Here is a 24,326-nt window from a genome sequence, read left to right on the forward strand (position 1 = left end):
GATCGTGACGCGTTCTTCAATGCTGAGTTCGTGATAGGACATAGGGCCGACACCTTACCGAAAGGTTCAGGTGTTGCACTCAGTTTCCGCGGCCGCCCCTTATGAGGGCGGGGTGGAGGTTATCTATCAAGTGCACTCTGATCCAGGAGGGAGTGTGCCGGCCTGGCTAGCCAACAGTTTTGTTGTAGATGCCCCCTTTAATACGCTTATTAATCTTCGCAAGCTGGCAGAAAATTCAATCACGTCCACGCCATAAACAAACAAGGCTGCCCGAGGGCAGCCTTGTTTTTTCGCACGAAAGAATTACTTCTTGATATCGCGCTTTTCGTAGCCGGTATACAACTGACGCGGACGGCCAATTTTGTATGGGCTAGAGAGCATTTCCTTCCAGTGCGAAATCCAACCGACGGTACGCGCCAGTGCGAAAATCACGGTGAACATGCTGGTTGGGATGCCGATGGCTTTAAGGATGATGCCCGAGTAGAAGTCTACGTTCGGGTACAGATTGCGTTCCTTGAAGTACGGATCGGTCAGTGCGATCTCTTCGAGGCGCATAGCCAGTTGCAGTTGCGGGTCGTTGGTAATGCCCAGTTCCTTCAACACTTCGTCGCAGGTTTGTTTCATTACGGTGGCACGCGGATCGCGGTTTTTGTAAACGCGATGACCGAAGCCCATCAACTTGAATGGGTCATTCTTGTCTTTGGCCTTGGCAATGAATGCATCGATATTATCTACGCTGCCGATCTCATCAAGCATGGTCAGTACAGCTTCGTTAGCGCCGCCGTGTGCCGGGCCCCAAAGGGCTGCAATGCCCGCTGCAATACAGGCAAACGGGTTGGCACCCGACGAACCTGCAAGGCGTACGGTAGAGGTAGAAGCGTTTTGCTCATGGTCGGCATGCAGGATAAAGATCTTATCCATAGCTTTAGCCAGCACCGGGCTGATCGGTTTGATCTCGCACGGGGTGTTGAACATCATGTGCAAGAAGTTTTCCGCATAATTAAGGTCATTACGCGGGTACATCATGGGCTGACCCATGGAGTACTTGTACGTCATTGCAGCAATGGTCGGCATCTTCGCGACCAGGCGCATGGCCGAGACTTCGCGGTGATGCGGATTATTGATGTCCAGAGAGTCGTGATAAAAGGCAGAAAGCGCGCCCACGACGCCACACATGATAGCCATTGGGTGTGCGTCGCGGCGAAAGCCATTGAAGAAGCTTTTCAGCTGCTCGTGAACCATGGTGTGGTTCTTGATGGTGCTAACAAACTTGGCTTTTTGTTCGGCGTTTGGCAGCTCACCGTTCAGCAACAAATAGCAGGTTTCAAGATAATCAGACTGCTCAGCCAGTTGCTCAATCGGGTAGCCGCGGTGCAGCAAAATGCCTTGATCGCCGTCGATGTAGGTGATCTTCGACTCGCACGAGGCAGTAGACATAAAGCCAGGATCAAATGTGAAACGGCCCGTGGCGGTTAAGCCCCGTACGTCAATTACATCGGGACCAACGGTGCCGGTTAAAATGGGCAGCTCGACGGGGGCTGCGCCCTCGATGATCAACTGCGCTTTTTTGTCAGCCATGTGTGGCCTCCTAGTTATGCTTGAAATCATCAGACTGCCCCCCACGCAGGGCCCGACCCACTATAGTGTGATAAATACGAATGTCAATTTGCGAGAACCCATGTGGGAGAAGGGTTTGCGGGCATTTCTTGCGGTTTGAGTAAGGCCCTTTACGCCATTTATTGATGCTGTGCAATGCGCTTTTAGGTAGGGGGCTTTGCATTGTCATTAGTAACCTAACTGTCTATACTCTCGGCCCAACTACCAAGGGCTTTACGCCTGTTTTCTGGTGGTTGTCACTCCTTGGGTGATGGGTACCTGACCAGTGCACTTCCCGACAACTTTGCCCTGATAGTTAGGGGCTCTCAGTGTGATAAAAAAGCCGTGAATAGCCAAAGACCTGTAAACCTAGACCTTAGGACGATCAAACTTCCTATCACTGGCGTTACGTCATTCCTTCACCGCGTTTCTGGAATCATTCTGTTCTTCGGCATTGCCGTGCTGCTGTATGGGCTCGACAAGTCGCTGGCATCAGCAGAAGGTTTTGCCGAGGTGAAAGAGTGTCTGACCAGCCCGCTGGCCAAGTTCGTGATTTGGGGTTTGTTGTCCGCTCTGCTGTACCACCTGGTGGCCGGTGTACGCCACTTGATCATGGATATGGGCATCGGTGAGACGCTGGAAGGCGGCAAGCTGGGCTCGAAAATCGTTCTGGTCGTTTCCACGATCGTGATCGTGCTGCTGGGGGTGTGGATATGGTAACCAACGTCACTAACTTCTCGCGTTCCGGTCTGTATGACTGGATGGCGCAGCGTGTGTCGGCTGTCGTCCTCGCGGCTTATGTGCTTTTTCTGCTCGGCTTTGTAATCGCTAGCCCAGGGCTGGGCTATGCCGAGTGGCATGCACTGTTCTCCAACAACGCAATGCGTATTTTCAGTCTGCTGACCTTGGTGGCGCTCAGCGTTCACGCCTGGGTTGGTATGTGGACAATTTCCACCGACTACCTGACGCCTATGGCTATCGGTAAGTGGGCGACTGTTGTGCGTTTTCTGTTCCAGGCCGCGTGTGGTATTGCCATGTTCGCGTTTTTCGTCTGGGGTGTGCAGATTTTTTGGGGTAACTGATCCATGACAAGCATTCGCACTCTCTCTTATGACGCCATCATTATCGGTGGCGGCGGCGCAGGCATGCGCGCTGCGCTGCAGTTGTCTCAGGGCGGCCACAAAACAGCCGTTGTAACAAAGGTGTTCCCGACGCGTTCGCACACCGTTTCTGCTCAGGGCGGCATCACCTGCGCCATCGCTTCGGCAGATCCGAACGATGATTGGCGCTGGCATATGTACGATACCGTCAAAGGCTCCGACTATATCGGTGACCAAGACGCTATCGAGTACATGTGTTCCGTAGGTCCGGAAGCGGTATTTGAGCTTGAGCACATGGGCTTGCCGTTCTCCCGCACCGAGCAAGGGCGTATTTATCAGCGTCCATTCGGTGGTCAGTCGAAAGGTCCGGATAACCCGACCCAGGCCGCTCGCACCTGCGCCGCAGCTGACCGTACGGGTCATGCTCTGCTGCACACCCTTTATCAAGCCAACCTGAAGAACGGTACTTCGTTCCTCAATGAGTGGTACGCGGTTGATCTGGTTAAAAACCAAGACGGCGTGATTGTGGGTGTTATAGCCATCTGTATCGAAACTGGCGAAACCGTTTACATCCGCTCCAAGGCCACCGTGCTGGCTACGGGTGGTGCGGGCCGTATCTACGCCTCGACCACCAATGCCCTGATTAACACCGGTGACGGTGTTGGCATGGCTCTGCGTGCTGGCGTACCGGTACAAGATATTGAAATGTGGCAGTTCCACCCGACCGGTATCGCCGGCGCGGGTACGCTGGTTACCGAAGGCTGCCGTGGTGAGGGTGGTTACCTCATCAACAAGCATGGCGAGCGTTTCATGGAACGTTATGCACCAAACGCCAAAGACCTCGCGGGTCGTGACGTAGTAGCACGTTCGATGGTCAAAGAAATCATTGCCGGCAACGGCTGTGGCCCTGACGGCGATCACGTGATGCTCAAGCTCGATCACTTGGGCGAAGAAGTGTTGCACAGCCGTCTGCCTGGTATCTGTGAACTGTCCAAGACCTTTGCTCACGTTGACCCGGTTGTTGCTCCGATCCCGGTTGTTCCAACCTGCCACTACATGATGGGCGGCGTGCCGACCAATATTCATGGTCAGGCGATTACTCAGGATGCCAATGGCAACGACAAAATCATCGAAGGCCTGTTTGCCGTAGGTGAAGTGGCTTGCGTATCTGTGCACGGTGCAAACCGTCTGGGTGGTAACTCGCTGCTTGACCTGGTTGTATTCGGTCGTGCTGCCGGTCTGCACCTGGAAAAAGCGCTTAAAGAAGGCGTTGATTACCGCGGTGCGTCGGAAACTGATCTTGATCTGTCGCTTGCTCGCCTCGCAGGTGTCAACGAGCGAACCACTGGTGAAGACGTAGCACCTCTGCGTAAAGAGCTGCAAACCTGCATGCAGAACTACTTCGGTGTGTTCCGCACCGGCGAGTACATGCAAAAAGGTATCGAACAACTGGTCGACCTGCGTGAGCGGATCGCGAACGTTAAGATCGCGGACAAGAGCCAGGCGTTCAACACTGCGCGTATCGAAGCGTTGGAACTGCAAAACTTGCTGGAAGTGGCTGAAGCAACCGCTATCGCTGCTGAAGGTCGCAAAGAGTCTCGTGGCGCGCATGCCCGTGAAGACTTCGAAGAGCGCGACGACGAAAATTGGCTTTGCCACTCCATGTACTTCTCCCAAGAGAAGCGCGTGGGCAAGCGTGCGGTCAACTTCTCGCCGAAGACAGTTCCGGCGTTTGAACCCAAGATTCGGACTTATTAAGGGTGACTGGTATGTTGAACGTCAGTGTTTATCGCTATAACCCGGAGCAAGATGCCGCTCCGTTTATGCAAGAGTTCAAAGTTGATACCGGTGGCAAGGATGTCATGGTTCTGGACGTGCTTGCGCTGATCAAAGAGCAGGACGTGACCTTCTCCTACCGTCGTTCGTGCCGGGAAGGGGTGTGTGGCTCCGATGGCATGAATATCAACGGTAAGAACGGTTTGGCATGCATTACGCCACTGTCAGCCACCGTTAAAAACAACAAGTTGGTTGTTCGCCCACTGCCAGGTTTGCCAGTGATTCGTGACCTTGTTGTTGATATGAGCATCTTCTACAAGCAATACGAGAAGGTGCAGCCGTTCCTGCAAAACGATACACCGGCACCGGCTATTGAGCGTCTGCAATCGCCAGAAGAGCGTGAGAAACTGGACGGCCTGTACGAATGCATTTTGTGCGCTTGCTGTTCTACCAGTTGCCCATCGTTCTGGTGGAACCCAGACAAGTTCCTCGGTCCCGCTGCATTGCTGCAGGCTTACCGTTTCTTGGCGGATAGCCGCGACACCAAAACTGAAGAGCGTTTGGCGTCGCTGGATGACCCGTTCAGTGTTTTCCGTTGCCGCAGCATCATGAACTGCGTGAACGTTTGCCCGAAAGGTCTGAACCCGACTAAGGCGATTGGCCACGTACGCAACATGTTGCTGCAAAGCGGTACCTGATTCGCTTCTTCTGCTAGACCTGTAACACCTACGGCGCTGGTTTAACACCCAGCGCCGTAGTTATAGCCAGGGCCGCTGTTTACAAAGTGGCGGCCCTTAACTTGAAAAATATGACGACCAGCAGGGGCATCCGGGCTGGTGCCCGGACTATCTGCGGGATCCGTAGTGGCCTACCAGTCGCTGCTTAAGGACTGAAGGTCATGCGGTTTCTTCGCCGGTGGTGTCCCCTTACCGAGGGTGACCAAGCATGCAAGAAAGCGTGATGCAGCGCATGTGGGACAGTGCCCACCTATCCGGTGGTAACGCTGCCTATGTGGAAGAGCTCTATGAGCTTTACCTGCACGATCCCAACGCTGTGCCAGAAGAGTGGCGCACTTACTTCCAGAAGTTGCCGACTGACGGCAGCGCTGCCACAGACGTATCGCATTCAACGATCCGCGATCATTTCGTCCTGCTCGCTAAAAACCAGCGCCGCGCCCAACCGGTGTCAGCTGGCAGTGTGAGCAGCGAGCACGAAAAGAAGCAGGTCGAAGTGCTGCGCCTGATTCAGGCCTATCGCATGCGTGGCCATCAAGCCGCTCAACTCGATCCGCTTGGGCTCTGGCAGCGGAGTGTTCCGGCTGATCTGGCGATCAATCACTACGGCCTGACCGATGCCGATCTGGACACCACTTTCCGTACCGGTGGTCTGTTCATTGGCAAGGAAGAGGCTACTCTGCGCGAAATTCGCGATGCGTTGCAGCAGACATATTGCCGCACCATCGGTGCCGAATTTACCCATATCGTCGATTCCGAGCAGCGCAGCTGGTTTCAGCAGCGTTTGGAAAGCGTGCGTGGTCGCCCTCAGTTTTCCGCTGACGTGCAGAGCCACTTGCTTGAGCGCCTAACAGCTGCTGAAGGTTTGGAAAAATACCTGGGCACCAAATACCCAGGCACCAAGCGCTTTGGTCTGGAAGGTGGCGAGAGTCTTATTCCGCTGCTGGACGAAGTCATTCAGCGTTCTGGTTCTTATGGCACCAAAGAAGTCGTTATTGGTATGGCACACCGTGGCCGCCTGAACGTACTGGTCAACACCTTCGGTAAGAACCCGCGCGATTTGTTCGACGAGTTTGAAGGCAAGAAGACCGCAGGTCTGTCTTCGGGTGACGTGAAATACCACCAAGGTTTCTCTTCCAACGTGATGACTGCCGGCGGTGAAGTTCACCTTGCAATGGCATTCAACCCGTCTCACCTGGAAATTGTTTCGCCTGTGGTCGAAGGCTCTGTGCGTGCCCGTCAGGATCGTCGCAACGACACCATTGGTGAGAAGGTTCTGCCGGTCTCTCTGCATGGCGACGCTGCATTCGCCGGCCAGGGTGTGGTCATGGAAACCTTCCAGATGTCGCAGACCCGTGGTTTTAAAACGGGCGGCACCATCCACATCGTAATCAACAACCAAGTCGGCTTCACCATCAGCAACCCGCTGGACTCGCGCTCAACCGAGTACTGCACTGATGTGGCGAAGATGATTCAAGCGCCGATCTTGCACGTTAACGGTGATGATCCAGAAGCCGTACTGTTCGTGACTCAACTGGCTGTTGATTACCGCATGCAGTACAAGCGTGATGTGGTGATCGACCTGGTTTGCTACCGCCGTCGTGGGCACAACGAAGCGGACGAGCCAAGCGGCACCCAGCCGATCATGTATCAGCAAATCACCAAACAGCGCACCACGCGTGAGTTGTATGCCGATGCCTTGATTGCAGCTGCCAGCCAATCTGTCGAAGATGTGCAAGCCAAGATCGACGAATACCGCACGGCGCTTGATAACGGCCAGCATGTGGTTAAGAGCTTGGTCAAGGAACCCAACAAAGAGCTGTTTGTTGATTGGCGTCCTTACTTGGGTCACACCTGGACCGCGCGTCACGACACCCGCTTTGATCTTAAAACCTTGCAGGATCTATCCAACAAGTTGTTGGAAATACCCGAAGGTTTTGTCGTTCAGCGCCAGGTGGCGAAGATCCTTGAAGATCGTCAAAAAATGGGTGCCGGTGCCCTGTCGATCAACTGGGGCTATGCCGAAACAATGGCTTACGCCACCTTGTTGTTTGAAGGCCATCCTATCCGCATGACCGGCCAAGATATTGGTCGCGGCACCTTTTCGCACCGCCATGCAGTGCTGCATAACCAGAAAGATGCCAATGCGTTCGTTCCGCTGAAAACGCTGTACGAAGGTCAGCCGCGATTCGACCTGTACGACTCCTTCCTTTCGGAAGAGGCCGTTCTGGCTTTTGAATACGGTTATTCGACCACTCAACCCAATGCATTGGTGATTTGGGAAGCGCAGTTTGGTGACTTCGCCAACGGTGCTCAGGTCGTATTTGACCAGTTCATCTCCAGTGGCGAGCACAAGTGGGGCCGTCTGTGCGGCCTGACCATGCTGCTACCGCACGGTTATGAAGGGCAGGGGCCTGAGCACAGCTCGGCGCGTTTAGAGCGCTATCTGCAATTGTGTGCTGAGCACAATATGCAAGTTGCGGTGCCCACCACGCCTGCGCAGATCTACCACTTGCTGCGTCGTCAGGTGATTCGCCCGCTGCGCAAGCCATTGGTCGTATTGACTCCCAAGTCGCTGCTGCGTCACAAATTAGCCATCTCGACGCTGGAAGATCTGGCCGAAGGTTCCTTCCAGACCGTGATACCGGAACTTGATGCAATTGATCCGAAGAAGGTCGAGCGGTTGGTGCTGTGCAGCGGCAAGGTTTACTACGATTTGCTGGAAAAACGTCGCAACGAAGGCCGCGAAGACATCGCCATCGTGCGCATCGAGCAACTCTACCCGTTCCCGGAAGATGATCTTGCCGAGGCTATTGCCCCGTACAAGAACCTCAAACACATCGTCTGGTGTCAGGAAGAGCCTATGAACCAGGGGGCCTGGTATTGCAGCCAGCATCACATGCGTCGCGTGGTGACAGCGCATAAGAAAGCGTTGTTCCTTGAATATGCTGGCCGTGATGCGTCTGCTGCACCTGCTTGTGGCTACGCTTCGATGCACGCTGAACAGCAGGAAAAACTCCTGCTAGATGCCTTTACTGTTTAACGCCTTCGCGAAGCAGGCGGCCAATTGAGCCGCCTGCTCGAACAAACCGAATTTAAGGAACCACACACAATGGCTATCGAGATCAAAGCCCCTACTTTCCCGGAATCGGTTGCCGATGGCACCGTTGCCACCTGGCACAAGAAACCGGGCGATGCGGTTAAACGTGACGAACTGATCGTCGACATCGAAACCGACAAGGTCGTAATTGAAGTACTGGCTGAAGCCGACGGCGTGCTCGCACAAATCATCAAGAATGAAGGTGACACGGTTCTGAGTAATGAAGTGCTAGGTATGCTGGGCGAGGGCGGTGCTGTTGCACCTGCACCGGCTGCTCAGGCTGCTGCCGCACCTGCTCAGGCTGCCGCTCCTGCCGTTGCTGCGGGTGATGATCAGATTCTTTCGCCTGCTGCACGCAAGATTGCTGAAGAAAACGGCATCGACCCAAACAGCATTGCCGGCACGGGTAAAGGCGGTCGCGTTACCAAGGAAGACGTTGTTGCGGCGGTTGAAGCGAAGAAGAACGCGCCTGCTGTAGCGGCTAAACCTGCTGCGGCACCGGCCCCTGTTCTGGCAACCGGCGATCGCGTTGAGAAGCGCGTGCCGATGACGCGTGTGCGCGCAACAGTGGCTCGCCGCCTGGTTGAAGCTCAGTCGAGCATGGCCATGCTGACCACCTTTAACGAAGTGGACATGACTGAAGTCATGGCACTGCGCTCCAAGTACAAAGATCTGTTTGAGAAGACACATAACGGCGTGCGCCTGGGCTTTATGTCGTTCTTCGTCAAGGCCTCGGTTGAGGCGCTCAAGCGCTTCCCTGCCGTCAACGCATCCATTGATGGCAACGACATTGTCTATCACGGCTACCAGGACATCGGCGTTGCCGTATCCAGCGACCGTGGCCTGGTTGTGCCCGTTCTGCGTAACGCCGAGCTGATGAACCTGGCTGAAGTCGAAAACGGCATTGCCACCTTCGGCAAGAAGGCGCGTGACGGTAAGCTTTCGATTGATGAAATGACCGGCGGCACCTTCACCATCACCAATGGCGGCACCTTTGGCTCGATGATGTCGACGCCGATCGTCAACCCGCCGCAAGCCGCCATTCTCGGCATGCACAACATCATTCAGCGCCCGATGGCTGTTAATGGTCAGGTTGTGATCCGCCCGATGATGTACCTGGCGCTGTCCTATGATCACCGTCTGATCGACGGCAAGGAAGCCGTGAGCTTCCTGGTGACCATCAAAAACCTGCTGGAAGACCCGGCTCGTTTGCTGCTGGACATCTGATCCCTGTGCACGTGGCGAGCCTCACAAGGGTTCGCCCGGTTTTATCCGATAAGGAATGAAATATGACCCAGAAATTTGACGTGGTAGTAATTGGTGCAGGCCCAGGCGGCTATGTGGCAGCGATCAAAGCTGCTCAGCTTGGCCTGAAGACGGCGTGCATCGAGAAGTACCAAGACAAGGAAGGTAAGGTTGCGCTCGGCGGTACCTGCCTGAACGTTGGCTGCATTCCCTCTAAGGCGCTGCTGGATAGCTCCTGGAAGTACTACGAGGCGAAGGATCATTTCGCCATCCACGGTATCGAAGCCAAAGGCATCACCATCGACGTGCCAGCGATGATCGGCCGTAAAGCCAACATCGTAAAAAACCTCACCGGCGGTGTTGCCACTCTGTTCAAAGCCAACGGTGTGACCCTGCTCGAAGGCCACGGCAAATTGCTGGCCAATAAGCAGGTCGAAGTGACGGGTACTGACGGCAGCTCGCAGATCGTTGAAGCTGCACATGTCATTCTGGCTTCGGGTTCCAAGCCTATTGATATTCCGCCGGCCCCCGTTGATCAGGACGTAATCGTCGACTCCACCGGTGCTCTGGAATTCCAGAGCGTGCCGAAGAAGCTGGGCGTGATCGGCGCTGGCGTCATCGGTCTTGAGTTGGGCTCGGTTTGGGCACGTCTGGGTGCTGAAGTGACGGTCCTTGAGGCGATGGACAAGTTCCTCCCTTCCGCCGACGACCAGATAGCCAAAGAAGCGCTGAAAACCTTCACCAAGCAAGGCTTAAACATTCGTCTGGGCGCTCGCGTTACCGGCTCCGAAGTGAAGAAGAAGCAGGTGACTGTTAGCTTCACCGATGCTGAAGGCGACCAGAAAATTGTTTTTGATAAATTGATTGTTGCCGTAGGCCGTCGCCCAGTGACTACCGACTTGTTGGCTGCCGACAGCGGTGTGACTCTCGACGAGCGCGGTTTTGTTTACGTTGACGATCAGTGCGCCACCAGCGTACCCGGTGTGTATGCCATTGGTGACGTTGTGCGCGGCGCAATGCTGGCTCACAAAGCCTCGGAAGAGGGCGTGATGGTCGCCGAGCGTATCGCTGGCCATAAAGCGCAAATGAATTACGACCTGATCCCTTCGGTTATTTATACCCACCCGGAAATTGCATGGGTTGGTAAAACCGAGCAGCAACTCAAGGGTGAAGGTGTTGCGGTTAACGTCGGCACTTTCCCGTTCGCCGCCAGCGGCCGCGCTATGGCCGCCAACGATACCGGTGGTTTGGTCAAGGTTATTGCTGATGCCAACACAGACCGCGTACTGGGCGTTCACGTGATTGGTCCAAGCGCTGCTGAACTGGTACAGCAAGGTGCAATCGGCATGGAATTCGGCACCAGCGCTGAAGATCTGGGGATGATGGTGTTCTCTCACCCGACGCTCTCCGAAGCGCTGCATGAAGCTGCTCTGGCAGTTAATGGCCACGCTATTCATATCGCGAATCGCAAAAAACGCTAACGCGGTGTGGGTATGAACCGTGTATTAACCGATTAGAGTTATCGGCCAATACGCGGTTCAAACTCGAAGAACCACGGCCGGTTGCCCGCCAACAGCCCACGGGTTGTGCGGAAAACCGGTCGGATTGCTACAGAGGCAATCACAGGTGGTGCGGCACCATAAGTGCAGCACCGTATGCGCAATACCTAAACGAAGACGGTAGACAAGCATGAATCTCCACGAGTATCAGGGTAAGCAGCTGTTCGCTGAATACGGCCTGCCCGTATCCAAGGGCTTCGCGGTAAACACCCCGGAAGAAGCCGCAGCAGCATGCGAAAAAATCGGCGGCACTGAGTGGGTCGTTAAGGCTCAAGTCCACGCCGGTGGCCGCGGTAAAGCGGGCGGCGTGAAGCTGGTTAAGAGCAAAGAAGACGCCCAAGCCTTCGCCGCTCATTGGCTGGGCAAGCGTTTGGTGACTTACCAAACTGATGCCAATGGTCAGCCGGTCAACCAGATTCTGGTCGAGTCCTGCACCGATATCGCCAAGGAACTGTACCTGGGCGCTGTGGTTGATCGTTCAAGCCGTCGTATCGTGTTCATGGCCTCCACCGAAGGTGGCGTGGACATCGAGAAAATCGCTCACGACACCCCTGAAAAGATCCTCAAGGCAACCATAGACCCATTGGTCGGCGCTCAGCCGTTCCAAGGCCGTGAGCTGGCATTCCAGCTGGGTCTGGAAGGTGATCAGATCAAACAGTTCACCCAGATCTTCGTCGGTCTGGCCAAGCTGTTCCAGGACTATGACCTGGCACTGCTGGAAGTGAACCCGCTGGTGATCAAGGCCGACGGCAATCTGCATTGCCTCGATGCCAAGATCAACATCGACAGCAACGCCATGTACCGCCAGCCTAAACTGCGCGCCATGCATGACCCGTCCCAGGATGACCCGCGTGAAGCCCACGCTGCCAAGTTCGAACTGAACTACGTTGCCCTTGAAGGCAACATCGGCTGCATGGTGAACGGTGCTGGTCTGGCCATGGGCACCATGGACATCGTCAACCTGCACGGCGGCAAACCAGCCAACTTCCTCGACGTAGGCGGCGGTGCTACCAAAGAGCGCGTAACCGAAGCGTTCAAAATCATCCTGTCCGACAGCAACGTTGCTGCCGTTCTGGTGAACATCTTTGGCGGTATCGTACGTTGCGACATGATTGCCGAAGGCATCATTGGCGCCGTAAAAGAAGTCGGCGTGAAAATCCCGGTCGTTGTGCGCCTTGAAGGCAACAACGCTGAGCTGGGCGCTAAAGTACTGGCAGAAAGCGGCCTGAACATCATCGCGGCAACCAGCCTGACTGACGCTGCTCAGCAAGTCGTCAAAGCTGCGGAGGGCAAATAATGAGCGTCCTGATCAATAAAGACACCAAAGTTATCTGCCAGGGCTTCACCGGCTCGCAAGGTACTTTCCACTCCGAACAAGCCATCGCTTACGGCACCAAGATGGTTGGCGGCGTGACTCCGGGCAAAGGTGGCACCACTCACCTGAATCTGCCGGTGTTCAACACTGTGCGTGAAGCAGTTGAGCAGACTGGCGCCACCGCCAGCGTGATCTACGTTCCGGCTCCGTTCTGCAAGGACTCGATCCTTGAAGCGGCCATGGGCGGCATCAAGCTGATTGTTTGCATCACCGAAGGCATCGCGACCATCGACATGCTCGAAGCCAAGGTTAAGTGCGACGAGCTGGGCGTAGTCCTGATCGGCCCTAACTGCCCAGGTGTTATCACTCCGGGCGAGTGCAAAATCGGCATCATGCCGGGCCACATTCATTTGCCAGGCAAAGTAGGCATCGTGTCGCGTTCCGGCACCTTGACCTATGAAGCCGTTAAGCAGACCACTGACGCCGGTTTCGGTCAGTCCACCTGCGTCGGCATCGGCGGTGACCCGATCCCAGGCTCCAACTTCATCGACATCCTGAAGCTGTTCCAGGAAGACCCGCAGACTGAAGCGATCGTGATGATCGGTGAAATCGGCGGCTCGGCTGAAGAAGAAGCGGCTGCCTACATCAAGGCACACGTGACCAAGCCGGTTGTGTCCTACATCGCTGGTGTGACTGCTCCTCCAGGCAAGCGCATGGGCCACGCAGGCGCAATCATTTCCGGCGGCAAAGGCACTGCAGACGAGAAATTCGCTGCTCTGCAAGACGCTGGCGTGAAAACCGTACGTTCCCTGGCAGACATCGGTAAGGCCCTGGCCGAGCTGACTGGCTGGGAAGCCAAGAACGCCTAAGCGTTTTTGAGCATGAAAAAGGCCACCTTCGGGTGGCCTTTTTTGTATGCGTTATCGCGATCTACACGTTTCACAGTGAACCGATAGCGCTGCATACGGCAATCAATTCAGCCTGGCATAAACCTCAGTCGATAAAGGCTGAGGTTTATGCCGATGAGCTTACTCTTCCATGGCACCCATTGCGGTGGTGTTGAAACCGCCGTCAACGTACATGATTTCGCCACTCACGCCCGAAGCCAAGTCGGAGCAGAGGAACGCGCCGGCGTTACCGACTTCGTCGATGGTCACATTGCGACGCAGCGGGGTTTGTTTCTCGTTGGCAGCCAACATCTTGCGGAAACTTTTGATGCCGGAAGCGGCCAGGGTGCGGATCGGGCCTGCGGAGATGGCGTTAACCCGTGTGCCTTCTGGGCCAAGGCTACCGGCCAGGTAGCGCACACCTGCTTCCAGGCTGGCTTTGGCCATGCCCATGACGTTGTAGTTGGGCATGGTGCGCTCGGCACCCAGGTAGGAGAGGGTGAGCAGGCTGCCGTTACGGCCTTTCATCATTTCGCGACCAGCTTTGGCGAGGGCAACGAAGCTGTAGGCGCTGATGTCGTGAGCAATGCGGAAACCTTCGCGGGTGGTGACATCGGTGAAATCGCCATCCAGCTGATCACCCGGGGCAAAGCCAACGGAGTGAACGATGCAATCTAGGCCGTCCCACTTCTTGCTCAGGGCTTCAAACACCGCTGCAATTTCGTCGTCATTTGCCACATCGCACGGGAAGCACAGCTCCGCGTTGGAGCCCCAGTCAGCGGCAAAGCCTTCGACACGGCCTTTGAGCTTTTCGTTCTGGTAGGTAAACGCCAGTTCAGCGCCTTCACGGTGCATGGCCGCGGCTATACCGGAGGCGATGGACAGTTTGCTGGCAACGCCAACGATCAGTACGCGCTTGCCGCTTAGAAAACCCATGGATGTTGTTCCTCTTCCTGTCTTCAAGAATTAACCAGCTGGGACCATAAAGGCGGCTTCCAGCAACTGCTGTGTATAGATGTCCTGTGGCGCGCTAAAGACACGTGCCGCCGGTCCCTGTTCCACTACTTTGCCTTGTTTGACCACCATAACCTGATGGCTTAATGCCCTGACCACAGCCAAATCATGGCTGATAAACAAGTAAGTCAGGTTGTATTTGGCCTGCAGAGAACGCAGCAGTTCGACCACTTGACGCTGCACGGTTCGGTCGAGTGCAGAGGTGGGCTCATCGAGCAGAATCAGTGCGGGTTTGAGCACCAAGGCGCGGGCGATGGCGATGCGTTGGCGCTGGCCACCAGAAAACTCGTGCGGATAGCGATGACGAGTTTCCGGGTCTAGGCCAACTTCAACCAAGGCATCAATGATCGCCTGTTGCTGCTCGGTCTCGCTGCCCATGCGGTGAATCTGCAAACCCTCACCGACAATCTGGCCTACGGACATGCGTGGGCTGAGGCTGCCGAACGGGTCTTGAAACACCACCTGCATTTGCCGGCGCAGCGGCCGGACATCATGCTGCGAGAGCTGCTCAATGGCTTGGCCCTGAAAGCGAATGCCGCCCTGGCTGCCGAGCAAACGCAGAATGGCCAGGCCCAGGGTGGATTTACCCGAGCCGCTTTCACCGACAATCCCCAGAGTGTGCCCCTGCGGCAGACTGAAATTTATGCCATCGACGGCTTTTACATGGTCGACGGTACGCCGCAGCAGACCCTTTTTAATCGGGAACCAGACCCGCAGGTTGTCGATTTCCAGCATGGGCTTGCCCGCCGGTTGATCGACTGGGCCGCCGCTGGGTTCAGCACCCAGCAACTCACGGGTATAGGGGTGTTGCGGGTCGTTAAACAGGGTTTCGCATGCCGCCTGTTCGACGATATTGCCGTGCTGCATCACACACACACGATGAGCGATACGTCGCACGAGGTTGAGGTCATGGCTGATCAGCAAGATGGCCATGCCGAGGCGCGCCTGCAGGTCTTTGAGCAGTTCCAGGATTTTCAACTGCACGGTGACGTCGAGGGCCGTGGTCGGCTCATCGGCAATCAACAGTTCGGGCTCGTTGGCCAAGGCCATGGCGATTACTACGCGCTGCCGTTGGCCGCCGGACAGTTCATGTGGATAGGCCTTAAGGCGCTTGTGCGGCTCTGGAATACCGACCAGATCCAGCAGTTCCAGCGTGCGCGCCGTGGCGGCTTTACCCGACAAACCCTTGTGCTGGGCGAGTACTTCGTTGATCTGCTTTTCGATGCTGTGCAGCGGGTTCAGCGAGGTCATGGGCTCCTGAAAGACCATGGCAATGCGGTTGCCACGAATGCTGCGCAGTTTGTTCTCATTGAGTTTGAGTAGATCTTGCCCCGCGTAATGAATGCTACCCGCCGGGTGCTGCGCCAGCGGGTAGGGCAGCAGGCGCAGGATGGAGTGTGCAGTGACGGACTTGCCCGAACCGCTTTCGCCTACCAGTGCCAGCGTTTCGCCGCGTTTGATGTCAAAACTGACGTGTTCCAGCACGCGCTGTTTTTGCTTGCCGGTGACGAATTCGACCGCAAGGTCGCGAACTTCAATCAATGTGTTGGCGTCGGTCATGTCATTTCCTCGGATCGAAGGCATCGCGTGCCGCTTCGCCGATAAACACCAGCAGGCTTAGCATCAAGGCCAGTACCGCGAAGGCGCTGATCCCCAGCCAGGGTGCTTGCAGATTGGATTTGCCCTGTGCAACCAACTCGCCCAACGATGGAGCACCCGGCGGCAAACCAAACCCCAGGAAGTCCAGAGCCGTGAGCGTACCAATCGCGCCGGTGAGGATGAACGGCATGAAGGTCATGGTCGAGATCATTGCGTTAGGCAAGATGTGCCGGAACATGATCGAGCCGTTTTGCATGCCCAGTGCACGTGCCGCGCGCACGTATTCCAGGTTGCGTCCACGAAGAAATTCGGCGCGCACAACATCCACCAAGCTCATCCAAGAGAACAGCAACATGATGCCCAGCAGCCACCAGAAGTTCGGCTGCACGAAGCTGGCGAGGATGATCAGCAGGTACAACACCGGCAGACCAGACCAGATTTCCAGAAAACGCTGGCCAACCAGATCAACCCAGCCGCCATAGAAGCCCTGCAACGCACCCGCGAAGACGCCAATGACGGAGCTGGCCAGCGTCAGAATCAAGGCAAACAACACTGATATGCGAAAGCCGTAGATCACCCGCGCTAACACATCACGGCCTTGGTCATCCGTACCCAGCCAGTTTTCTGCAGAGGGCGGAGCCGGGGCGGGCACCTGCAAGTCGTAGTTGATGCTCGAATAGCTGTAGCGAATCGGCGGCCAGATCATCCAGCCGTCTTTTTCCTTGATCAGTTCTTGGATGTACGGACTTTTGTAGTTGGCCTGCAACGGGAACTCACCGCCAAAGGTGGTTTCCGGGTAGCGCTTGAATACCGGGAAGTACAGTTCGTTGTCGTAGCCAACCACCAGCGGTTTGTCGTTGGCGATCAGTTCGGCACCCAGGGTGACAAAGAACAGCACGAGGAAAATCCACAGTGACCACCAGCCGCGCTTGTGCGCTTTGAACAGCTGGAAGCGGCGTTGATTGATAGGCGACAGTTTCATCTCAACCCTCCCGGCTTTCGAAGTCGATACGCGGATCGACCAGGGTGTAGGTAATGTCGCCGATCAATTTCACCACTAGCCCCAACAACGTGAAGATAAACAAGGTGCCGAACACCACCGGGTAGTCGCGGTTGATGGCGGCCTCGAAACTCATCAAGCCCAAGCCATCAAGCGAGAAGATCACCTCGATCAACAGCGAGCCGGTAAAGAAGATGCCGATAAAGGCTGCGGGAAAGCCGGCGATGATGATCAGCATGGCGTTGCGAAACACATGCCCATACAGCACACGGTTATTGGTTAAACCCTTGGCCCTGGCGGTGATCACATACTGCTTGTTGATCTCATCGAGAAAGCTGTTCTTGGTCAGCAGCGTCAAGGTGGCGAAGTTGCCGATCACCAATGCAGTCACCGGTAAGGCCAAATGCCAGAAATAGTCGAGTATTTTCCCGGTGAAGCTCAGTTCTTCGAAGTTGTTGGACGTCAGCCCGCGCAGGGGGAACCAATCCCAGTAGCTGCCACCGGCGAACAGCACGATAAGCAGAATGGCAAAGAGGAACGCGGGGATGGCATAGCCGACGATGATCAATGAACTGGTCCAAACGTCAAAGGCGCTGCCGTGGCGGGTGGCTTTGGCGATGCCCAGTGGAATGGACACCATGTACATGATCAGCGTGCTCCAGAGCCCGAGAGAGATCGAAACGGGCATCTTCTCGATGATCAGGTCGATGACCTCGGCATCGCGAAAGAAGCTGGAGCCGAAATCCAGTTGCGCATAGCTCTTGAGCATCAGCCAGAAGCGTTCCGGGGCCGATTTGTCGAAGCCATACATGCGCTCGATTTCAGCTACCAGATCCGGGTCAAGCCCTTGCGCACCTCGGTAGTTTGAACCCGCTACTGACACTTCGGCACCGCCGCCGGCGATCCGGCTGGTAGCGCCGTCAAAGCCTTCGAGTTTGGCAATCATCTGTTCAACCGGCCCACCGGGCGCCGCCTGAATAATGATGAAGTTGATCAGCAAAATGCCAAACAGCGTGGGAATGATCAGTAACAACCGTCGGAAGATATACGCCAGCATGCTATTGCTCCACGTCTACAGCAGGCTGGATGGAGGCTGCGTCAGCAGCCGCTTCGGGTGATTTTTCGCGTGCCCACCAGGTGTGCAGGCCTATGTCGTATTTGGGGCTGATTTTAGGGTGCTCGAAGCGGTTCCAATAAGCCACGCGCCAGGTTTTGATGTGCCAGTTGGGCACCACGTAATGGCCCCACAGCAACACACGGTCAAGGGCGCGGGTGTGGGTGATCAAACTGTCGCGCGAGTCGGCATTGATCAGGCCTTCAACCAGGCTGTCCACGGCTGGGTCCTTCAAGCCAATGTAGTTACGGCTCCCGGGGTTATCAGCGCTGCTGGAATGCCAGTATTCGCGTTGCTCATTGCCCGGTGAGTTGGATTGACCGAAGCCACCGACCATCAGGTCAAAATCACGCGAGCGCAAGCGGTTGATGTACTGCGAAACATCGACGCGGCGAATGACCAGTTCAATGCCCAGATCCGCCAGGTTACGTTTGTAGGGCAGCAACACGCGCTCAAACTCAGTTTGCGCCAGCAAAAATTCAACCTTTACAGGCGCGCCGGTGCTGTCGAGCATTTGGTCGCCATCCACGCGCCAACCGGCCTCTTGCAGTAGCTGATAAGCACGGCGCTGCTGCTCGCGAATGATGCCGCTGCCATCGGTAACAGGCGGTTGATAGGCGTCGGTAAATACCTGCGGCGGGACTTGCTCGCGCAGCGGCTCAAGCAGCTTCAATTCGGCGGCTGAGGGTAAACCGCTGGCTGCCAGTTCCGAGTTGTCAAAGTAACTGCCCGTGCGGGTGTAGGCACCGTTGAATAACTGGCGATTGGCCCATTCGTAGTCAAACAGCAGACCAAAGGCTTCACGTACACGGCGGTCGCTGAAAATAGGGCGGCGCGTGTTGAAGATAAAACCCTGCATGCCGGTGGGGTTGTGATTGACGATCTCTTCTTTGATCAACTGGCCATTGGCGACGGCTTCGGTGTTGTAAGCCGTGGCCCAGCTTTTCGCACTCATTTCCATCCAGTAGTCGAACTGACCAGCCTTGAGTGCTTCAAGCGCCACCGTATTGTCGCGGTAGTAGTCGATTTGTAGGGTGTCGAAATTGTAGAAACCGCGGTTGACCGGTAAGTCCTTGCCCCACCAATCGGTGACACGCTCGTAGCGAATCGAGCGACCAGCCTGCACATCAGCAACTTTGTAAGGCCCGCTACCCAGTGGCACCTCTAGATTGCCTTTGCTGAAGTCCCGCTCGGCCCACCAATGCTTCGGCAGCACCGGCAGTTGGCCGACAATCAGTGGCAGTTCGCGGTTGCCGGCCTGTTTGAAGACGAAGCGCACACGCAGCGGGTCTTCAATCTCAACCCGCTCGACATCGGCGTAGTAGCCCCGATACATCGGCGCGCCTTTGCTCATTAGGGTGTCAAAGGTGAACTTGACGTCTTCAGCGGTGACCGGTTGGCCGTCATGGAAGCGCGCCTCGGGTCGCAAGTAAAAACGCACCCAGGCGTTGTCGGGTGCTTTCTCGATTTTTGCCGCGAGCAGGCCGTAAACCGTAAAGGGTTCGTCCAGGCTTTGTCGGGTCAAGGTGTCGTAGATCATGCTGATGTCATCAGCCGGTACACCCTTATTGATAAAGGGGTTCAGGCTGTCAAAGCTACCAAAGCCGGCTTGGCGTAATGTGCCGCCTTTCGGAGCGTCGGGGTTTACGTACTCGAAATGCTTGAAATTTGCCGGATACCTAGGCGCTTCGCCATACAAGGTTTGAGCATGTTGCGGGGCTGCCAAGGCCAAGCTGGCAACGCTCAGCAGGGCAATGCTGCTGACGTGGGTAAACAGGGCGCGCAATGCATGGGTCATTCAGCGTTCTCCATGGATTTCAGCCACCAGGTACGCAAGCCCAAGGTGTAGGGCGGCGTGGTGACGAAGGCAAATCGGTTGCGGTAAGCCAGACGGTGGTAGTCGATGTACCAATTTGGAATGCTGTAGTGCTGCCACAGCAGGACGCGATCAAGGGCTCTGGCGGCGGCGATCTGTTGATCGCGGGTTTGCGAAGAGAGCAGCTTCTCGATCATGGCATCGACCACCGGGTGGGTAACGCCTGCGTAATTGCGCCCGCCTTTGATCTTGGCTTGAGAGGAATGGAAGTACAGCGATTGTTCCAATCCAGGGCTCAGGGTTTGCGGCAGCGTGTGCAGGATCATGTCGAAGTCGTATTGATCGAGGCGTTGTTTGTACTGGGCGCGGTCGACGGTGCGCAAACGGGCTTGAATGCCGATGCTGGCCAGGTTCTCGGTAAATGACTGAAGAATGCGCTCCAGGTTCGGGTTGACCAGCAAAATTTCAAAAGTCAGCGGCTGCCCTTTGTTATTCAGCAAGCGCTGGCCGTTAGGCGTCCATCCGGCTTCAGCAAGCAACCCAAGTGCGCGGCGCAAGGTTTCTCTGGGAATCCCACGGCCGTCTGTTTGCGGCGCCTTGAACGGCTCGTTAAACAGGCGTGACTGTAATTGCTTGCGGTAGGGGGACAACAGCAACCACTCAGCACCTTCTGGCTTACCGCTGGCAGCAAACTCGCTGTTGGGGTAGTAACTCTGGGCGCGGGTATAGGAACTGTTAAACAGCGCGCGGTTGGCCCACTCAAAATCGAACATCAGCCCTAGTGCTTCACGTACCTTGCGTTCAGCAAATACAGGCCGCCGCGTATTCATAAACAACGCTTGGGTCTGGGTGGGGATCTGGTGGGCGATCTCGGCGCGAATGACCTGGCCACGGTTAATGGCTGGAAAGCGATAGTTGTTAGCCCAGTTCTTGGCTTGCTGTTCGATGTAAATATCAAACTCGCCAGACTTGAAGGCCTCAAATGCGACGTGGCTGTCGCGGTAAAACTCGACCTCCACGCGATCAAAGTTGTATTTCCCCCGGTTGGCCGGCAGCTTGGCGCCCCACCAGTCTTTGACCCGCTCAAAGTGCAAGCTGCGTCCGGGCATCACTTGGGTAATGCGGTAGGGGCCGCTGCCTAATGGAGGTTCAAAAGTGGTGGCTTTGAAGTCGCGGTCTTTCCAGTAATGCTGTGGCAGCACGGGTAATTCGCCGAGCCGTAAAATCAGCAAGGAATTGCCCGCACGTTTCAGCACAAAGCGGATGCTATGTCGATTTAGGATGTCGACTCGCTGCACTTCCTGCAGGTTGGTGCGGTACTGCGGATGGCCTTCTTTGAGCAGTAAGCGATAAGAAAAGGCTACGTCATAGGCGGTGATGGGTTTTCCATCATGGAAGCGCGCTTCAGGCCGCAGGTTATAAACCACCCAACTGCGGTCATCACTGTATTCAACCGATTCGACGATCAAACCATAGCTCGACGATGGTTCATCGCCTGAGGGGTCATAAGCACCTGTGCCGATCATCAGCGGCGCATTGAGTTCATTGACCCCGTATTGCAAAAAGTTCGGGGTATTGATCGGGCTTGTGCCTTTCAGGGTATAGGGGTTGAGCGTGTCAAATGTGCCTGAGGCCATCATCCTCAAAGTGCCGCCCTTGGGGGCCTCAGGGTTAACCCAAGCGAAATGGGTAAAGCTGGCTGGGTATTTCAACTCGCCAAACTGGGCATAACCATGGCTTTTGTAGAGCGTTGCCCAGGCACAAGAACTGAAAGCCAGGCAGAGGAATAACGAGAGGAGGGGACGTATCAAGTGAATATCCGATCCGTGGCGTCTTAAGGGCTGCTGGTCAGGCACATTAACAGCTTGTATCGGCTGGAAAAAGAGTCGAATTTGTGACGCGCACGGGGCGCGTCAGTTAGGTCGGTCTAGCCGATTGAGGGGGCGGGGTCTGCTCATGGCAACCTTGAACCATTCAGCACGCACGGCGCGGCATTGGCGGTGGCTGGGGTTGCTAATTAGCGCGGGGCATACAGCGTCAGGGTTTGGCCTGGTTTAAGGTTTTTGCCGGCGCGGGGGTTCCAGCTTTGCAGGGTTTTCATCGGGACTTTCAAACGTTTGGCAATCAGATAGAGCGAATCACCGCGCTGCACTTTGTAGTAAGCCGCCGGTTTTTGTGGCGCGCCGCCGCTGCCGCCCGTCGTCGCTTGGCCTGCGCGTAATGTCAGCACCTGGCCTACACGCAGGCTATTGCCTGAGAGTTTGTTCCAGCGCTGCACATCCTTGACGGCAACCTTGTGGTCTTTGGCAATTTGCCACAGGTTGTCACCGTTTTTAACGCGGTAGGTTCGGCTGGGTTCAGATTCGGCAAAAGCGCGCTGGAACACGGGCGCTGACTGGGGTAAGCCGGCTTCTGCCGGAATATTAAGCACCTGACCAATGCGCAGGTTGTTGCCCGAAAGCTTGTTGATGTCTTTCAGCGTGTTGACTGTCAGTTGGTGGCGATTGGCGATGCTGTGCAGGCTGTCGCCGGAGCGCACGCGGTATTGCTGCCAATCAATCTGTTTCTGCGGTTTCATTAACGCCAGATTAGCGGTGAGCAGATCGGCTTTGTCCGTGGGCACTAGCAGATGCTGTGGGCCATCGAGCGTCATGCGTTGTTTGAACGCCGGGTTGAGCAGATAAAGTTCGTCTTCATCAAGATCGGCCATGGCTGCAACCCGAGCCAAATCCATGCGCTGTTTGAATTCGACCTTTTCGAAATAGGGCTCATTGGCTATCGGCGCCAAGCTGACGCCGTAGGCCTCGGGTGCCATGACAACCTGTGACAGTGCCAATAATTTCGGCACGTAGTTTTGTGTCTCAGCAGGCAGTGATAGGTTCCAGTAGTCAGTCGGCAGCCCTAACTTCTCATTACGTTCAATGGCGCGACTTACGCGGCCTTCCCCTGCGTTATAGGCAGCCAGTGCTAGCAGCCAGTCACCGTTGAACATTTCCTTGAGGCGCGTCAGGTAACTGATGGCCGCATCGGTTGAGGCCATCACGTCGCGACGACCGTCATACCAATTGGTCTGGCGCAGGTTGAAGTTACGCCCGGTTGAGGGAATGAACTGCCAGAGGCCAACAGCGTGGGCGGGCGAGTAAGCCAGGGGGTCGTATGAACTTTCAATCATAGGCAGCAGCGCCAACTCCATGGGCATGTTGTGCTTCTCAAGCCGCTCAACAATGAAATGGATGTAGGGGCTGCTGCGCTCGCCAGCCTTTTCAATAAAGGACGGGTTGCTGACAAACCACAACCGTTGCCGCTCAACGCGCGGGTTAAGGGTAATGGTGTCTTGCAGTTGGTAGCCTTCGCGCACGCGTTCCCAAATGTCTTTGGGTTCTTCAGGGGCTGGCGGCGTATTGATGCTGAGCCATTCTGGCTCCTGAGCAAGACCGACTGCTCGATCAGTGTCTCGACCGCTATCTGGGCGGTATTGGCTGTTGCTCTGACAGCCAGCCAGGGCTACACACATGATCACCACAAGCGCTTTTGCGTGTTGTGCCAATCCCTTTAAATGCAAGGTATTGCGTGGTGATAAAGGCATTGGCGGCGGTGTACTTCCCGGCGGTAAGGTCGGCAGATTCTAGGAACCACCTCAGTGCTGGTCAAGTTTTAACCAGTCTTTTGTGGCGCTGTCGTCATTTAGAACGTGTCTTTCCAGGCACGCAAGGCGGCAAAAACTCGCACGCTGTTTTGATCCCCATGGCCTTCACGCTCAGCAATACGGTCGCGTACAGCCGGCTGTGTGCTGCGCAGAAATGGATTGGTTGCACGCTCAAGGCCGATGGATGAAGGAAGGCTGATCTGGGCGTTTTCCCGCCATTGCGTGACCTGCTGCAAGCGTTGGCTGATCGCTGCATTTTCCGGCTCCACAGCGCTGGCAAAGCGCAGGTTGCTCAGGGTGTATTCGTGGGTGCAATACACCTGTGTTTGCTCAGGCAAGGCCGCCAGGCGACTTAATGATGTGTGCATCTGTTCAGCAGTGCCTTCAAACAATCGCCCGCAGCCGCCGGCAAACAGCGTGTCGCCACAGAACAGCCAATGCTGATCCGCTTGCAGGTAGGCAAGGTGGCCAAGCGTATGGCCGGGCACCGCCATAACACTAAAGGACAGGCCCAACACATCGACGTGATCGCCATCGTTCAAACCAAGGTCACGGCCGGGAATGGACTCATTGGCAGGCCCAAGCACCCGTGCGCCTGTGGCCGCTTTTAAACGTTCGATTCCGCCGACATGGTCGAAGTGATGATGGGTAATCAGAATGTCGGTCAATTGCCATTCTGAGTTACTGGCCAGCCAGGCCTCGACGGGTGCGGCATCGCCTGGGTCAACCACGGCGCAGCGGCGCTGTTTAGTGTCTTGCAGCAGCCAGATGTAGTTGTCAGTGAAGGCGGGCAGGGCGTCGATTTTTATCATCAGTGGGTCGCTA

The 24,326-nt window shown here is 55.9% G+C and carries 18 protein-coding genes; 9 read left to right on the forward strand and 9 right to left on the reverse strand.

Annotated elements, in window-relative coordinates; genetic code table 11:
• Positions 1–303: 303 nt before the first annotated feature.
• Positions 304–1,578 (reverse strand): citrate synthase, encoded by a 1,275-nt coding sequence (gltA, locus tag AUK77_RS07560; RefSeq protein ID WP_296127797.1) that lies wholly within the window; start codon positions 1,576–1,578, stop codon positions 304–306.
• Between the two features lie 363 nt (positions 1,579–1,941).
• Between gltA and sdhC the strand changes: the two genes are divergently transcribed.
• The 9 genes from sdhC to sucD all read left to right on the forward strand — a co-directional run bounded on the left by sdhC (position 1,942) and on the right by sucD (position 13,294).
• Entirely contained in the window at positions 1,942–2,316 is a 375-nt protein-coding gene (gene sdhC, locus AUK77_RS07565; protein ID WP_160087254.1) for a succinate dehydrogenase, cytochrome b556 subunit, read from the forward strand.
• Positions 2,310–2,678 (forward strand): succinate dehydrogenase, hydrophobic membrane anchor protein, encoded by a 369-nt coding sequence (gene sdhD, locus AUK77_RS07570; protein WP_296127799.1) that lies wholly within the window; start codon positions 2,310–2,312, stop codon positions 2,676–2,678. Before sdhC ends, sdhD begins: the two co-directional genes overlap by 7 nt.
• Positions 2,679–2,681: 3 nt before the next feature.
• The gene (gene sdhA / locus AUK77_RS07575) at positions 2,682–4,454 is read left to right on the forward strand and encodes a succinate dehydrogenase flavoprotein subunit (RefSeq protein WP_296127800.1); all 1,773 of its coding nucleotides are present in this window, start codon (positions 2,682–2,684) and stop codon (positions 4,452–4,454) included.
• Between the two features lie 11 nt (positions 4,455–4,465).
• On the forward strand, positions 4,466–5,170 hold the full coding sequence (locus tag AUK77_RS07580; protein ID WP_296127802.1) for a succinate dehydrogenase iron-sulfur subunit: 705 nt from the start codon (positions 4,466–4,468) through the stop codon (positions 5,168–5,170).
• A 247-nt stretch (positions 5,171–5,417) separates the two neighbouring features.
• On the forward strand, positions 5,418–8,249 hold the full coding sequence (locus AUK77_RS07585) for a 2-oxoglutarate dehydrogenase E1 component (protein WP_296127804.1): 2,832 nt from the start codon (positions 5,418–5,420) through the stop codon (positions 8,247–8,249).
• 69 nt (positions 8,250–8,318) lie between these two features.
• Complete coding sequence (odhB, locus tag AUK77_RS07590; RefSeq protein WP_296127805.1) at positions 8,319–9,533, forward strand: 2-oxoglutarate dehydrogenase complex dihydrolipoyllysine-residue succinyltransferase; 1,215 nt, start codon at positions 8,319–8,321, stop codon at positions 9,531–9,533.
• Positions 9,534–9,595: 62 nt separating this feature from the next.
• On the forward strand, positions 9,596–11,032 hold the full coding sequence (gene lpdA, locus AUK77_RS07595) for a dihydrolipoyl dehydrogenase (RefSeq protein WP_296127807.1): 1,437 nt from the start codon (positions 9,596–9,598) through the stop codon (positions 11,030–11,032).
• A 208-nt stretch (positions 11,033–11,240) separates the two neighbouring features.
• The gene (gene sucC / locus AUK77_RS07600; protein WP_296127809.1) at positions 11,241–12,407 is read left to right on the forward strand and encodes an ADP-forming succinate--CoA ligase subunit beta; all 1,167 of its coding nucleotides are present in this window, start codon (positions 11,241–11,243) and stop codon (positions 12,405–12,407) included.
• The gene (sucD, locus tag AUK77_RS07605; protein WP_296127812.1) at positions 12,407–13,294 is read left to right on the forward strand and encodes a succinate--CoA ligase subunit alpha; all 888 of its coding nucleotides are present in this window, start codon (positions 12,407–12,409) and stop codon (positions 13,292–13,294) included. The genes sucC and sucD overlap by 1 nt, the downstream gene beginning before the upstream one ends.
• 159 nt (positions 13,295–13,453) lie before the next feature.
• On the opposite strand, the gene fabI is transcribed toward sucD, so the two are convergent.
• The 8 genes from fabI to gloB all read right to left on the reverse strand — a co-directional run bounded on the left by fabI (position 13,454) and on the right by gloB (position 24,313).
• Entirely contained in the window at positions 13,454–14,248 is a 795-nt protein-coding gene (gene fabI / locus AUK77_RS07610; RefSeq protein WP_296127814.1) for an enoyl-ACP reductase FabI, read from the reverse strand.
• A gap of 30 nt (positions 14,249–14,278) precedes the next feature.
• Positions 14,279–15,886 carry an ABC transporter ATP-binding protein gene (locus tag AUK77_RS07615; protein WP_296127816.1) on the reverse strand — a complete coding sequence of 536 codons (1,608 nt, stop codon included), beginning with the start codon at positions 15,884–15,886 and terminating at the stop codon, positions 14,279–14,281.
• 1 nt (position 15,887) lies between these two features.
• Positions 15,888–16,907 (reverse strand): ABC transporter permease, encoded by a 1,020-nt coding sequence (locus AUK77_RS07620; RefSeq protein WP_296127819.1) that lies wholly within the window; start codon positions 16,905–16,907, stop codon positions 15,888–15,890.
• Between the two features lies 1 nt (position 16,908).
• On the reverse strand, positions 16,909–17,982 hold the full coding sequence (locus tag AUK77_RS07625; protein ID WP_296127823.1) for a microcin C ABC transporter permease YejB: 1,074 nt from the start codon (positions 17,980–17,982) through the stop codon (positions 16,909–16,911).
• A gap of 1 nt (position 17,983) precedes the next feature.
• Positions 17,984–19,837, reverse strand: coding sequence for an extracellular solute-binding protein (locus tag AUK77_RS07630; protein WP_296127826.1), 1,854 nt, complete (start codon positions 19,835–19,837; stop codon positions 17,984–17,986).
• Positions 19,834–21,663 (reverse strand): extracellular solute-binding protein, encoded by a 1,830-nt coding sequence (locus AUK77_RS07635; protein WP_296127941.1) that lies wholly within the window; start codon positions 21,661–21,663, stop codon positions 19,834–19,836. The genes AUK77_RS07630 and AUK77_RS07635 overlap by 4 nt, the downstream gene beginning before the upstream one ends.
• A 209-nt stretch (positions 21,664–21,872) precedes the next feature.
• Positions 21,873–23,441, reverse strand: coding sequence for a LysM peptidoglycan-binding domain-containing protein (locus tag AUK77_RS07640; RefSeq protein WP_296127829.1), 1,569 nt, complete (start codon positions 23,439–23,441; stop codon positions 21,873–21,875).
• A gap of 98 nt (positions 23,442–23,539) precedes the next feature.
• Positions 23,540–24,313, reverse strand: coding sequence for a hydroxyacylglutathione hydrolase (gloB, locus tag AUK77_RS07645; RefSeq protein WP_296127944.1), 774 nt, complete (start codon positions 24,311–24,313; stop codon positions 23,540–23,542).
• Positions 24,314–24,326 lie beyond the last annotated feature (13 nt).

The sequence above is a fragment of the Pseudomonas sp. Ga0074129 genome (assembly GCA_001465025.1).
Lineage (GTDB): Bacteria > Pseudomonadota > Gammaproteobacteria > Pseudomonadales > Pseudomonadaceae > Aquipseudomonas.